The organism is Rhizobium sp. 268 (assembly GCF_036571585.1).
In the GTDB taxonomy this organism is placed as follows: domain Bacteria; phylum Pseudomonadota; class Alphaproteobacteria; order Rhizobiales; family Rhizobiaceae; genus Rhizobium; species Rhizobium redzepovicii.
The window spans coordinates 1-13,765 of record NZ_JAPPSO010000019.1 but is presented as its reverse complement, the minus strand read 5'-3'; the positions used below and the strand labels follow the sequence as shown (position 1 = coordinate 13,765).

The 13,765-nt window shown below is 61.9% G+C and carries 12 protein-coding genes; 4 read left to right on the top strand and 8 right to left on the bottom strand.

Annotation, left to right across the window (positions count from 1 at the left end; all coding sequences use genetic code 11):
* Window positions 1–59: 59 nt before the first annotated feature.
* Together OS035_RS28520 and OS035_RS28515 are read left to right on the top strand one after the other, a co-directional pair.
* The gene (locus OS035_RS28520) at window positions 60–1,448 is read left to right on the top strand and encodes a sensor histidine kinase (protein WP_097625162.1); all 1,389 of its coding nucleotides are present in this window, start codon (window positions 60–62) and stop codon (window positions 1,446–1,448) included.
* Between the two features lie 2 nt (window positions 1,449–1,450).
* A complete protein-coding gene (locus OS035_RS28515) occupies window positions 1,451–2,074 on the top strand; it encodes a response regulator (protein WP_097625161.1) in 624 nt (207 codons plus the stop codon).
* A 31-nt stretch (window positions 2,075–2,105) separates the two neighbouring features.
* Here OS035_RS28515 and OS035_RS28510 read toward each other — a convergent pair whose 3' ends face one another.
* Window positions 2,106–2,609, bottom strand: coding sequence for a hypothetical protein (locus OS035_RS28510; RefSeq protein ID WP_097625160.1), 504 nt, complete (start codon window positions 2,607–2,609; stop codon window positions 2,106–2,108).
* A gap of 308 nt (window positions 2,610–2,917) precedes the next feature.
* Here OS035_RS28510 and OS035_RS28505 point away from each other — a divergent pair, with 308 nt between their 5' ends.
* Window positions 2,918–3,415, top strand: coding sequence for a hypothetical protein (locus tag OS035_RS28505; RefSeq protein WP_097625159.1), 498 nt, complete (start codon window positions 2,918–2,920; stop codon window positions 3,413–3,415).
* 9 nt (window positions 3,416–3,424) lie between these two features.
* Window positions 3,425–4,216 carry an exodeoxyribonuclease III gene (gene xth / locus OS035_RS28500; RefSeq protein ID WP_331814338.1) on the top strand — a complete coding sequence of 264 codons (792 nt, stop codon included), beginning with the start codon at window positions 3,425–3,427 and terminating at the stop codon, window positions 4,214–4,216.
* Window positions 4,217–4,230: 14 nt separating this feature from the next.
* On the opposite strand, the gene OS035_RS28495 is transcribed toward xth, so the two are convergent.
* The 7 genes from OS035_RS28495 to OS035_RS28465 are packed head-to-tail and all read right to left on the bottom strand — an operon-like array spanning window position 4,231 to window position 13,763.
* Window positions 4,231–6,315 carry an FAD-binding protein gene (locus tag OS035_RS28495; protein ID WP_331814336.1) on the bottom strand — a complete coding sequence of 695 codons (2,085 nt, stop codon included), beginning with the start codon at window positions 6,313–6,315 and terminating at the stop codon, window positions 4,231–4,233.
* Between the two features lie 6 nt (window positions 6,316–6,321).
* The gene (locus tag OS035_RS28490; protein ID WP_097625157.1) at window positions 6,322–7,491 is read right to left on the bottom strand and encodes a Gfo/Idh/MocA family protein; all 1,170 of its coding nucleotides are present in this window, start codon (window positions 7,489–7,491) and stop codon (window positions 6,322–6,324) included.
* Between the two features lie 11 nt (window positions 7,492–7,502).
* Window positions 7,503–9,158 (bottom strand): GMC family oxidoreductase, encoded by a 1,656-nt coding sequence (locus OS035_RS28485; RefSeq protein ID WP_131711841.1) that lies wholly within the window; start codon window positions 9,156–9,158, stop codon window positions 7,503–7,505.
* 1 nt (window position 9,159) lies between these two features.
* Window positions 9,160–10,707 (bottom strand): GMC oxidoreductase, encoded by a 1,548-nt coding sequence (locus tag OS035_RS28480; protein ID WP_097625155.1) that lies wholly within the window; start codon window positions 10,705–10,707, stop codon window positions 9,160–9,162.
* Between the two features lie 15 nt (window positions 10,708–10,722).
* Entirely contained in the window at window positions 10,723–11,838 is a 1,116-nt protein-coding gene (locus tag OS035_RS28475) for an ABC transporter ATP-binding protein (RefSeq protein WP_239620369.1), read from the bottom strand.
* Window positions 11,839–11,841: 3 nt separating this feature from the next.
* Window positions 11,842–12,813, bottom strand: a complete 972-nt coding sequence (locus OS035_RS28470; protein ID WP_131711868.1) for a carbohydrate ABC transporter permease — start codon at window positions 12,811–12,813, stop codon at window positions 11,842–11,844.
* Complete coding sequence (locus OS035_RS28465; RefSeq protein ID WP_331814328.1) at window positions 12,810–13,763, bottom strand: carbohydrate ABC transporter permease; 954 nt, start codon at window positions 13,761–13,763, stop codon at window positions 12,810–12,812. The genes OS035_RS28470 and OS035_RS28465 overlap by 4 nt, the downstream gene beginning before the upstream one ends.
* Between the last annotated feature and the right edge of the window lie 2 nt (window positions 13,764–13,765).

The following is a 13,765-nucleotide window of genomic DNA, read 5'->3' as shown; positions in this document are numbered from 1 at the left end:
GTCTGGAAAAATTTCGAGGAAGCGATAGGTTAGTCGGCAAGTCTCTTACCGGTATCACAATGAATTGGCTTCGCCGCTGGAATGCCCGCTCACTCGCCTCCCAGTTCTTCATCGCAGGTGGGTTGATCTCGATTGCCGCCATGTTCCTGGTGGGCATTCTCGTTACCCATCTCATCGAGGAGGCGGTCATCCACAATTCCGGTGCGGCAACGGCCCTCTATGTCGACAGCGTAGTCGCGCCGCTGCTTCCAGACATGCAAACGGCATCATTTCTGGATGAAGGCAGCGCGCAGGCTCTGGACGAAACACTTGGTCAGGGCGCGCTCGGCAGGCGGCTTGTTTCGTTCAAGCTGTGGCGAAGCGACGGCACCATCCTCTACTCGAACGAAAAGGAACTGGTCGGCAAGACCTTTGCGGTCAACGACAAGCTCCGAAATGCCTTCGCAGGGTCTCTCGTTGCGCGCTACGAAATCGCCGACGATCCGGAAAGCGAGAAAGAGCGCGCACTCGGCAAGCCGCTGATGGAAATTTACAACCCTGTGCTCCAGCCATGGTCCGGACAGGCCGTCGCCGTCATCGAATTCTACGAGACCGCGGAAGGACTGGGCGACAGTCTGGCAAATGCCAGGCTTCGGAGCTGGGCCGCCGTCGCCGCTCTGACAGCAATCTTTTTCCTGGTTCTCGCCGTCCTGGTGTTTCGGGTCAGCCGCACGATCGAAGCGCAAAGGAAAGATCTCAAGGAACGGGTCAACGACCTGTCTGCGCTGCTGGCGGAAAACCGTGGGCTGCAGCGGCGGCTGCAGCGCGCCTCCCAGCGCGTGGCGGCGCTGAACGAAACATATCTGCGCAGCATCGGCGCCGATCTGCACGACGGCCCGGCCCAGCACATTGCCTATGCCTCACTGCGGCTGGACAGCGATATGTTGATCAATGCCTCGACACCGCCCGAAGCGCGGGAAAAGGAGCTCGCATGGATACGTTCGAGCCTTGCCGAGGCGATGACCGAGATTCGTAATATCTGCAGCGGGCTGGTGCTCCCGCAGATCGAAAAATCCTCGATCAGCGAGATCGTCACCCGGGTGGTCGAAGCGCATCAGCACAAGACCGAGACTCGTGTCGAAACAATTATCGACGACGATGGACCCGAACCCGCACCTGCCGTAAAGATCTGTATCTATCGCTTCGTTCAGGAAGCCTTGAACAATGCCTATCGCCACGGCGGCGGTATTCAGCAGACTGTAAGCGCCGCCTCGCACAATGGACATGTTCATGTCGAGGTCAGCGACCGCGGCGATGGGTTCGACCCGATGGAGGTGAGGCCGACGAGCCTCGGCCTGGTGGGGCTGCGCGAACGGATCGACAGCCTGGGAGGATCCTTCGACGTCAAGACGGGCGAAGGAGGGACGACGGTCACCATGACCTTCGAGCCTATGGAAGTGGGAGATTAGACATGACATCCATCACGATCGGCGTCGTGGACGACCATCCGCTTTTTCGCGAGGGCGTAACCCGGAGCCTATCCGAGATCAGCGACTTTGCCGTCGTTGGGGAAGGCGCCAGCAGCGATGACGCTGCGATGATCGCTGCGAACAACCATCCCGACATCATGCTCCTCGATGTCTCGATGCCCGGCGGCGGGCTGTCGGCGATCAGCGATGTGCTGACGCGGAGTCCGGCAACGAAAGTGCTGATGTTGACGGTATCCGAAGAGGTGGACACGCTGATGGCAGCCCTGCAACGGGGCGCAATGGGCTATGTTCTCAAAGGTGTCGGTTCGCGTGGTCTCGCTGAAGCCATCCAGACTGTCCTGAGCGGATCACGATATATCTCGCCGACGATGTCGACAAAGGTCATGGAGAATTCGCTGAATGGCAGCGCGACCGAGAAGAACGGTCTGACGCCACGGGAACGCGAGGTGATGGATCTCGTCGCTCAAGGCTTGTCAAACAAGCATATCGGCCTGCGTCTCAGCCTGCAGGAAAAGACGGTGAAGCATCATATGACACAGATTCTGAGCAAGCTCGGCGTTTCGAACAGGACTGAAGCGGCTCTACAATGGCGCCAGCAGCGCTAGACCAGATGTCCGCATCCCCGCTTTGGGCTTTTTAGCGAACGTAGCGGCCGAGCCGCCGGGCATCGTTTGCGGTCGCTTGCCGGCTTATGATCGTCCTGCCCTTTCCGTCCTTCATCACGTAGCGGCCACGCCTCAGGGTTTCAGTAATGCCGTTCGCGTGGCGGACGTCGATTGAGCCATCGGACGCTTCGGTCGCTGTTGCCCCCGATTCCTGCGAGGCGCTCGCGGAGGAAGAGGCAGAGGATCCGGCACCATTGCTGGAGCTTCCACCGGCACTATTGCCCGAACCGCTATTGCCGTTGCTGCCACTGTTGCCGCTACCGTTGCCTCCGCCGTTGCCGTTGCCGCCGCCGTTTCCTCCGCCGTTGCCGTTTCCATTGCCATTCCCGTTATTGCCGTCCTTTGCCCGGGCGCTTTCTACCGCCAGAACAGGAAGGAAGCCGTCAAGGTTGAATGTGGCCGGCGATGCGGCTGCGACGAGAGCAATGGCCGCGCTGCCGCCCAATCTCAGAAAATCACGTTTCGAGAACGTCATACCATAGCCTCGTCCGCTCTTCGCCGTCTTACGCAATATAGACGCTGGCCAATTTTCGCCGTTCCGGCGGATAAATGCAACCGGACCTAGGTACTAGATCGGGCCGGACTTTGGTCCCGCCCGCCGGATTGCCGGGGCTATCAGCGAGGAAAAGTCCGAACGACTGTCGCTGGTGCTGGATTGCCCAGCGCGCCATCGGCGATATTCGCCTCCTCGTCAATACATGGCCGCATCAGGCGAATGCATTTTTCTGGAACTTCTTTCCTCGTCACCGATTTGATTGTCGAAGAGCAACAGAGGAAACAGTGATGGCAAACCCGAACGAATCCCCCGCAGTCCAATCCCTGCGAAAAGAGCAGGCAGAGCAGCAAAGAAGGGCTCGAAAGGGTGAGCTCGACAGAGGCATCGAGGGCACCTTCCCGGCCTCCGACCCAGTGTCGGCCACCCATACCTCGATCCCTGCCGGCCGCAGCGATATCGAGGCGGCTGAGCGGGTAAAGCGGGAGCCCGATCCGACCAGGCTCGACGAGGCGTATCCGCTCGTCGACCAAGCGCTGCGCTCGACCGGCGAAACCGGCGGCTTCGCCGAAGCCTCCGATTTCGATCGCGGCGAAAGGCGCACGCTTCAGAGAGAAGCCGGCCGCGTGGCGGAAACCGCTTCGGAGGTGGCTTCCGGGACGGCTCGTCTGGCAAAGGCGGAAGCGCGAAGCTTTGTCCAGGACGTCGAAGATCGGATACGCCAGCAGCCGTTGACGGCGGTCGCGATTGTTGCCGGCATTGCCTTCGTCTTCGGAGCGACGCGTTGAGCGATTAGCGTGAGAATTGCAACCTATAACGTCAACGGGATCAATGGACGGCTGGCCATCCTATTGCGCTGGCTCAAGGAGGATGCGCCTGATGCGGTCTGCCTGCAGGAACTGAAGACAGACGACGCCGGGTTTCCGCGAAAAGAGATCGAACGATCCGGCTACGGCGCCGTCTGGCACGGGCAGAGATCCTGGAACGGGGTTGCCATATTGGCGAAGGGCAAGACGCCGATCCTGACGCGGCGCGGTCTTCCCGGCGATCCCGACGACACCCACAGCCGCTATATCGAAGCCGTCATCGGCGGCACCGTGATCGGATGCCTCTATCTGCCGAACGGCAATCCCTTCCCAGGCGCCAAGTTCGACTACAAGCTTCGCTGGTTCCGTCGCCTGCACGACTACGCCGCCGAACTCCTGGAACTCGGCGTGCCGTCGATCCTGGCCGGCGACTTCAACGTCATGCCGACGGAGATCGACGTCTACAAGCCGGAACGGTGGCTCGACGACGCGCTTTTCAGGCCGGAGGTTCGCAAGGCCTATGCCAATCTCGTCGGCCAGGGCTGGACCGACGCCGTCAGGCATCTGCATCCAGACGAGCGCATTTACACCTTCTGGAAATACTGGCGCAACAGCTTTGAACGCGACGCGGGGCTACGGATCGACCACTTCCTGCTCAGCCCGGCCGTCGCGCCATGGCTTCGATCGGCGACTGTCCGCAGAAAGCCGCGAGGCTGGGAGCATACCAGCGATCATGCGCCCGTCATGATCGAACTCGACGTTCCCAGCGCTGCAGCCATTTGAGCCGCTATGCCGGCTCATTCATCCGCGCCGAGATCATAGATGCGGCCTGTCAGCCAGGCTGGCCAGTCTCGCTCGAAGAAGGATTTGGCATTTTCATCCAAAGTGCGGTTTGCACGCTTGGAAAGCCTGACCTCATCGCCCTCGAGTCGAACGACGATCTGCTCGTGCCTATGCGCGTCGCTTTCCTTCCGGAAGCGATATTCCTCCAACGGGCCTGCCTTCGCATGCGGAAGGGATTCGCCCTCGCCATCGCATACCGCCCGCGCTCCGCGGCTGCCGCCGCCATCGCGGATGAAGAAGTCGAGCGCGGTGAGCACCGCTTCCGAGGCGAGCGCCATATGCCGCCATTGCACGCCCCGGACCGCCTCGGCGGCGCGGCCGTAGGCGATACCTTCCGCGCGAATGTCGGCATTCAGCTTACGCGCTTCGATCAAGGCCCGGCTGACGCTCTCCTGATCACAGATGATGCCGGCCTTCTCGCTCATCCGCGCCTGCACCTCCGAGCGGATCGATTTGACGGTGAGCGGGCTCTCTGAGCGAAGAGCGGCCAGCAGTTTTGTGATGCCTGCTTCTGCTATAGCTGAGATCTCACCCGCGGCGGCCCGCTTCGCTCTTCCGCTTGCGCTGATATGCTCGGCCGCCCGGGTGCCGAAGACTTGCCCCGCATTCAGCGCCGCTCCACCGGGCCTTGTTACCCCATGTGTGCCCGCCGCTTCGCCGACCGCGTAACAGCCTGCAAGATTGCTGCGGCCCCAGGTGTCGACCATGATGCCGCCGTTCATGTGCTGGTTGTTGACGGCGAATTCCAGCGGCTCGGCGGCAATGTCGATTTTGTAGCGGCGGTAGAGCTCGATCGCGAGCGGGTTCATGTGCTTCAGTCGATCGATCGGCATGTCCTGGCCGGCGCCGGCTTTGCCGAGATAGAGGCGGACGTCTTCGTCAACTCTTTCCAAACTGAACGGCAAGTCGCCCGGCACCGGCGGCGGATTGCGGTTGAAGTCCATGAAGACACGCCGTCCCGCGGCCGTCTCGCAGTGGATGGCGAGGTCTACCAAGCTCGAGCCGAAATCGAGCATGCGCGTTGCATGAAACGGCCATTGATAGCCCTTGCGGAAGACGTTCGACGCCAATTCCTGCGTGCTGCGGTAATATTGCACCAGGAAATGATGTTCGACGCCTTCGGCATCGACCGAGTAGAGATGCGGGATTGCCTGGACGTAAGTGCCCGACAGATTCCACGGGAAGCCTTCTCTGCGCGTTCCGATGCCGAACTGGCTTTCGGTCAGGTTAACGAGCTCGACGCCTGCCTCGAGCGCCAGCCCGAGCGAACCGAAGCAGCCATTGGGATAGACGCTGTCGCGGTAAAGCTCGCCCGGCCCGCCCGCTGCAAGCACGATCACGTCGCTGACGAACAAGGCGATGCCCAGCGGGTTTTCTTCCGTGCGGTCGCCGGCGCGCATGGCGAGTATGCCGACGCCATGGCGGCCCGCTCCCTCACCCTCGGTGAGGATTTTGACTGCGGTGGTCTGGTTGTAGAAGGGCACATTGAGACGGAGCGCCTCCTCGGCCAGCACTTTGACCATCAGGCGCGAGGTGCGCGGGCCGCAGCTGGTGGCGCGGCCGACCTCGTCATGGTCGGTCTGATATCGCAGCGTTCCGCCAAGCGGATCCTGCGGCAGCGGCAGGCCCAGGAACTGCAGCGATGCCATCATCCGCGACGAGCCGATCGCTTCGACATAGGCCGTGTCCTCGTCCATGGCACCGCCGCTGCGGATGGCGCGGGCCATCGCCTTGTAATTGTCGCCCTGATCCGCCGTGTTGGCCGTGTGCAGGGTCTGCTTGTCCGAACCGGAGCAGGCCGAGGTTCCGCCCCAGGCGCTTTGACTGACGATGACGACATCATCGCCGCGCCGCTTCATTTCCACGGCCGCACGCAGACCTGCCGCACCGGATCCAACGACGACACAGCCGGCTCGATAGATCGGCACGTCGACACCGGCGAGCCGAGCCATTGCCGGGGGACCGGCTTCAAGCGGAAGCCTGGGCATATCGACATCGGTCAGCGCGTCGAGAATTTCCTGCGGGACGTCTATGGTCATCGGCATTTATCCGAGCGGGATGTCGACCCAGCGCTTCTGCCGGGAGGACTCCATGCATGCGTCGACGATCTGGCAGATGTGGTGGCCCGTATCGAAGGTCGGCCACATCGGCTTGTCTGCAACGATCGAGCGGATCACCTCGGCCACCTCGATGATCTTGCTTTCGTTATAGCCGATGCCGAAATTCGGCAGCGGCAGGAAAGCGCGGAAGGTGGCATTTTCCGGGCCGACGTCGATCTCCCGGAAGCCACGCCGCCCCGTGCGGTCGTCGTTGGAGTAGAAGAGCAGCCGGTTTATCTCGTCATAGGTATAGGCGATGCTGCCTTTGGTTCCGTAGACCTCGTAGGTCTGCATGAATTTGCGCCCGGTCGCGACACGGCTGAAATCGACGATGCCGCCGGCGCCGTTGGCAAACCGGCACAAGAGGTTCGTCGCGTCCGGGTTGGTGATATCGGCCCAGGATTCGTTGCCTGTCAGTTTCACCTGCTCGCCATAGGCAAGGCCCTCGACGACGGGCCGGCGCGGCGTGACGATCAGATTGTCGGCAATCAGCGAACTGACGCGGCCGACCAGGAAATCCATGAAGCTGAAGATATGCGAGCCCGTGTCTCCAACGATCCCGGTCGGCGCCAGCTTGCCGTCGGCGCGCCACATGAAGGGGGCCAGGGGATCGCCGTACATGTCGACGTGCTGGCAGCCGCGGAACAGCTTGATCTCGCCGATTTCGCCGGATTCTATGATGTCTTTTGCCAGGTCATGGACGGGATTGCGGGGAAAGGCGTGTCCGACACGGGTGATTACACCCTTCTCTCTGGCGATGTCGGCAAGTTCCCGCGCCTCATCGGCGCTGTTGGCCAATGGCTTCTCGCAATAGACATGTTTGCCGGCGAGCAGAGCCGCCTTCGCCACCTGATAGTGCAGGTGATCGGGCAGGCAGATATCGATCAGGTCGACCTCGGAATCGGCGACCGCCAGCTTCCAATCCTGATAGATCCTGGCGCCCGGCGCCCTGTTGCCAATATCCTGCGCTACGTCAGGGTTGCTGTCGACCAGCGCCACGATCCGCGCCGTTCCCTCCGAGACGCCGAAGAAATGCGGAAAGGTCTGATAGGCCATCGTGTGGACCTTACCCATCCAGCCCGAGGCGCCAAGCACTGCAACTCTCACTTCAGACATCGTCATTCTCCTTAGCGGATTTCTGCGCGGGCTCGAGGCCTGATATCGTTGCGCTCATACGCGAAGATCGCCGACGGCAGCGCAGGCAAGCCCTTGATAATATCCGATCCCTTTTCGCCGACCATGATCGTTGGCGCGTTGGTATTGCAGGACGGCACGCGGGGCATGACCGAGGAATCGCAGACCCTCAGGCCATCAAGGCCGTGGACCTTGAGATCCAGCCCGACGACCGCGTCCGGCCCCGTTCCCATCTTGCAGGTGCCCACGGGATGATGGTCGGTCTTTGCGTTGGCGCAGCCATAGTCGAACAGCTGCTCGTCGGTCATGACTTTCGGCCCGGGAAGCCGTTCGGCCATGACAAAGGGCTTCAGCGCCGCCTGCTGCATGATCTCGCGCGCAATCTTCAACCCCTCCAGCGACATCTTCCGGTCGTGCGGATCGGACCAGTAGTTGGGATCGATCAAGGGCGCGGCACCTGGGTCGGCGGATGACAGACGCACCGTCCCGCGCGAGCGCGGATGCAGGTAGGCGGAGTTCAGCGTCACGCCCGCATTTTTCAGCCGCTCGACGCCGGCTTCGATGCCCGATCCCAAGCCGAGATGAAACTGGATATCGGGAGAGCGGGCATCGGGATCGGCATACCAGAAGCCGCCGGTCTCGAAGAGCGACGAGGCGACCGGACCGGTGCGGAACAGGACATATTGAACCCCGGCCCAGAGTGTGCGGTGAAACTTCGCGACGCCGTCATAGGTGTGATCGCCGGTGCATTCGGCGATGACGAAAAGATCCAGGTGATCCTGCAGATTGCCGCCGACGCCGGGCAGATCGTGGTTCACCTTGACGCCCGCCGATTTCAGATGATCGGCCGGCCCGATGCCGGACTGCAGAAGAAGCTTCGGCGATCCGATCGCACCTGACGACACCAGGACCTCGCGTTCGGCGCGCACGATCTCCAAGCCACCGGCGGTTGTGATCTCGACGCCTGTTGCTCGGCCTCCTTCGACGATGATCCGCGTAACGCGCGCGCCTGTTCTGACCGTCAGGTTCTTCCGGTCCCTGATCGGCGAGAGATAGGCGAGCGACGCCGAAGACCGGCGGCGATTGCGCTGCGTCAGCTGATAGAATCCAACGCCCGCCTGCTGGCGGCCATTGAAATCGTGATTATAGGGAATGCCGAGCTCCTGCCCTGCCCGGATGTAGGCATCGCAGATCGGCAGGGATGCTGCCGGCATCGAGACACCCAGCGGGCCGCCATAGGCGTGATAGTCGTCGGCGAAGCGCTGATTGTCCTCGGCGCGTTTGAAATAGGGCAGGATCGAGCGATAGTCCCAGCCCTCACAGCCGTCTTCGCTGGCCCAGAGATCGTAGTCGGCCGCGTTTCCGCGCGTATAGAGCTGGGCGTTGATCGACGAGCCGCCGCCGATGACCTTCGCCTGGGTGTAACGGAGCACCCTGCCCTTCATGTGCTTCTGGGGGACGGTTTCCCATCCCCAGCTGGCCACGCCCTTGGTCATTTTGGCAAAGCCGGCCGGCATGTGGAAAAGCGGATTCCAGTCGCCGCCGCCCGCTTCGAGAAGCAGTACTTTGACATCCGGGTCTTCGCTGAGCCGGCTTGCCAGGACGCAGCCTGCAGGACCGGCACCGGTGATGATATAATCGAATCCCATCTTACTGTCCTATTTGAGAGCCGGAACGCGCCAGCGGATCTGCATTTGCCTGCAGGTCCTTCGATGCGATGTGATCTGCAACTCTCAGCGCTTGGCTGGCGACGGTCAGCGCGGGATTGACCGCAGCCGAGGTGGGCAGAAAGCCGGCGTCGACGACGAAGAGGTTTTCGTGATCGTAGGACCGGCAGTAGGGATCGAGCGGTGCCATCGCAGGGTCGTTGCCGATCCGAACCGTTCCGCACTGATGGGACGGCGTGCGCTTGTCGAAAGGCCGCGACAGCACGACGGGAAATCCGATCGACCGCAGGATCGACTTCAGCTTGGCGACGAGCGCCAGATGAGCGTCCCAGTTGGTCCTCTGCCATTGAAGAATGATCCGATCGCCATCGACCATGACTCGGCTTTCGGGATTGGGCACGTCTTCGCTCATTGCGTAGAAGTCGATGGCATGGCCGGTGATGAAACGGAGAAGCCATTCCGGAGCCTGCGGCAGAGAGCCCTTCAGAACCTTTTCGGAGATACGACCCAGGAGCTGGACGTTGCCGAGCGGCGGTCCCCCCTCTCCGTCGGAAAGGTAGAAATCGTTGAAGGCAAAGGTCTTCTGGTAGACGGCGGTGTTCCTGAACCGTGGCGAAACGCCGATCACGGCTGAGGCGTTGTGGTTCATGAAGTTGCGCCCCACCTGATCGGAAGAGTTGGCGAGGCCCCTGGGGAAGCGATCGTTCTTCGACCGCAGCAACAGCGCCGACGATTGGACCGCCCCGGCCGAAAGGATCACGATGTCAGGCGAGACAGTCAGCGTCTCACCGTCCTTGATATAGGTGACCAGGTCGATCCGGCGGCCTGATCCGGTGTCGAGCCGCGCCACGCGCGCATTGGTTTCGAGCCGGACGTTCTTATGTCTCAACGCCACCGCAAGTGCGGCGGTTTCGGCGTCCATCTTGCCGTCTCTTGCATTCGGATGGGCATCCCATGGCGTGCGCGCCTTGGACAGCCACGCGTCGAGATCCAACCCGAGCGGCAGGGAAGACGGATGCAGGCCTTTCGCCTTGAGGCGGGCCCTGACATCGGCGACCGGCGCCTCGTCGGGCACGGGCGGGAATTCGTAGGCAGTCGAGTGATACGGTTCGGTTGGATCGTCGCCGAGACTGCCGCGGACCTGATACATCCGCTCCGCCTTGGAGTACCAGGGCTCCAACTCCTCATAAGGAAAGGGCCAGGCCGGCGACACGCCTTCCCGGTGCTCGATCACACCGAAGTCTTCTTTGCGGTAGCGCGACAAGACGGCGCCGTAGAATTTCGAATTGCCGCCGACATTGTAGTAGTTGCCGGGGTTGAAACCCTTGCCGCTCGCCTCGTACCAGATTTCCCTAGGGCGGAAATGACCTCGCTGGAAGATAGCGCGCTGGTCGCGATTGACCGGAAGATCGGCGATCTGATCGCCGGCTTCGAGGATCAATATGTCAGCGCCGGTCGCGGCCAGGCCGGCGGCGACAGTGGCGCCGCCGACGCCTGAGCCGATGATGACGATGTCTGGTGAACTGCTCATCTTAGCCTCTGACCATCAGGCGATCCGCATCTGGCTGTCGGGATCGAAGAACACGGCCTTGTCGAGATTGAAGGCAAGGCGGGTGTTTTGTCCGGGCGCGATGCCGGCATCGGCGCGCAGGCGGGCGACGACGGATTTGCCGCCGAGCTTGGTGACGGCAAAGGTGTCGGAGCCGGCCGGCTCGACGACCTCGATCAGGCAATCGTCCTCGGTCAGCGAGCGCGCCTTGCGGTCGGCGCCGTCGGGATCGGTCAGCGCCTCGGGGCGGATGCCGAAGATCACTTGGCGGCCGGCATAGGAAGACAGGCCGTGATTGCCGGAAACAACTGGCAGTCTTAGCGGCGCGCCATTCGGCCGCTCCAGTGCGACGGCAAGGCCGCCGGCGCCGTTCTCGACGGTGGCGGTCAGCAGGTTCATCGCCGGCGATCCCATGAAGTCGGCGACGAAGAGATTGGCCGGGCTGTTATAGATCTCGGCCGGCGTGCCGAACTGCTGCAGCACCCCGTCCTTGAGCACGGCGATCTTGGTCGCCAGCGTCATCGCCTCGATCTGGTCGTGGGTGACATAGACGAAGGTGGTGCCCATGCGCTGATGCAGCCGCTTGATCTCGGTGCGCATGTCGACGCGCAGCTTGGCGTCGAGATTGGACAAGGGCTCGTCGAACAGGAAGACCTGCGGATTGCGCACCAAAGCCCGGCCCATGGCGACGCGCTGGCGCTGGCCGCCGGACAGCTGGCTCGGCTTGCGGTCGAGCAGATGGCCGATCTGCAGCATGTCGGAGACCTGCTTGATCGCCTTGGCCCGCTCTTCCTTCGGAACGCCGCGGATCTCCATGCCGAAGGCGATATTGCCCGCCACCGTCATGTTGGGATAGAGCGCATAGGACTGGAACACCATGGCGATGTCGCGCTTGGACGGATGCAGGCCGTTGATGGCGCGCCCGTCGATCCTGATATCGCCAGAGGTGATCGTCTCCAGCCCGGCAATGGTGTTGAGCAGGGTCGACTTGCCGCAGCCGGACGGGCCGACCAGCACGAGAAAGCCGCCCTTTTCGAGTTCGAGGTCGATGCCCTTGAGAATGTCGACGGCGCCGAAGCGTTTTCTGAGACCGGAGATTTCCAGGAAGGCCATGACTTACCCTTTGACTGCGCCCGCCATCAGACCGCGCACGAAGTAGCGGCCGGCGAGGATATAGACGATGAGCGTCGGAACGGCCGCGATCATCGCCGCCGCCATGTTGACATTGTATTCGACCACCCCCGTTGAGGTGTTGACGACATTGTTGAGCGCCACCGTCATCGGCATGGAGTCACCGGTGCCGGCATAGGCCGAGGCAAACAGGAAGTCGTTCCAGATATTGGTGAACTGGTAGATCACCGTGACGACGATGATCGGCAGCGAATTCGGCAGCATGATGCGGCGGAAGATCTGGAAGAAGCTGGCGCCGTCGACCTGGGCGGCGCGGACCAGCTCGGTCGGGAAAGCCTCGTAGAAATTGCGGAAGAACAGCGTGGTGAAGCCCAAGCCATAGACGACATGGACGAAGACCAGGTTGACGGTCGAATTGCCGAAGCCGAAGTTCCAGCCGGTGGCGTTCTGCAGCGTCACCCCGAAGCGGCCGAGCGAGCCGAGAATGGTCGCCATCGGCAGAAGCACCGACTGGAACGGGATGAAGCAGGCAAACAGCATCAGCCCGAACACCAGCGTATGGCCGGGGAAGCGCCATTTGGTCAGGATATAACCGTTCAGCGCCCCCATGATGGTGGAAATCGCCACAGCCGGCACCACCATTTTGATCGAGTTCCAGAAGTAGCCCTTGATGCCGGCGCAGGTCAGGCCGACGCAGGTCTCGCCCCAGGCCTTCACCCAGGGATCGAAGGTCGGCGCCTGCGGCAGCGCCAGCATGTTGCCGCCCTGGATCTCGTCCATCGTCTTGAACGAAGTCGTGAGCATGACGAAGAGCGGCATCAGATAGAGGATGGCGAAGATCGTCAGCAGGCCGTAGATCACCAGGCGGCCGATCCAGCGTGTGTTGTTATTTCTGCTGTCGCTGCTTTGTGAAAGCGGTGCGGTCGAAGGTACGGTCGAGGCGGTGACACTGCTCATCGGGCCTTCTCCTTCAGTTCGGAATAGAGATAGGGGACGATGATCGCCGAGATCGTCATCAGCATGATGATGGCGCTGGCCGAGCCGACGGCCATTTCGTTGCGCTTGAAGGTGTATTCATACATGAAGTTGGACGGCAGCCAGGCCGAGCCGCCCGGCCCGCCCGAGGTCAGCGCCACCACCAGGTCGTAGGACTTGATCGCCATATGGGCGAGCACGATGAAGGCGGAGAGAAAGATCGGCCGCAACAGCGGAATGACGATGCGGCGATAAAGCTGCAAGGGCGAGGCGCCGTCGATCTGCGCCGCCTTCATGATCTCGCCGTCGATGCCGCGAAGGCCTGCCAGGAACATCGCCATGACGAAGCCAGACGCCTGCCAGACACCGGCGATGACAACGGTGTAGATGACGAAGTCCTTGTTCTTGATCCAGTCGAAGTGAAAGCTCGTCCAGCCGAAGTGGTGCAGCGTCTGCTCCAGCCCGAGGCCGGGATCGAGGAACCATTTCCAGGCAACCCCGGTGACGATGAAGGAGAGCGCCATCGGATAGAGGAAGATCGGCCTGAGCAACCCCTCGCCGCGGATCTTCTGGTCGAGCAGGATGGCGAGCATCAGGCCGAGCGCCAGGCAAATGCCGACATAGAGGAAGCCGAAGATCGCCATGTTGGTGATCGAAGTATACCAGGAAGACGGCGGATCGCTCTCGAAGGTCCAGCGCCACAGCCGCTGATAGGCGCGTGGCCCGGTCAACGCATAAGACGGGAAGGTCTTGGAATTGGTGAAGGACAGGTAGGCCGTCCAGACGATGAAGCCGTAGACGAAGATGAGGGTGATGACGAAGCTCGGCGCCAGCACGATCTTCGGCAGCGCATCCTGCAGCCGGCCCCGCAGCGAGATCGCCGTCGAATGCCGCGGCGTCAGAACCGGATCGGTGGTGGCAACTGTGCTCATGG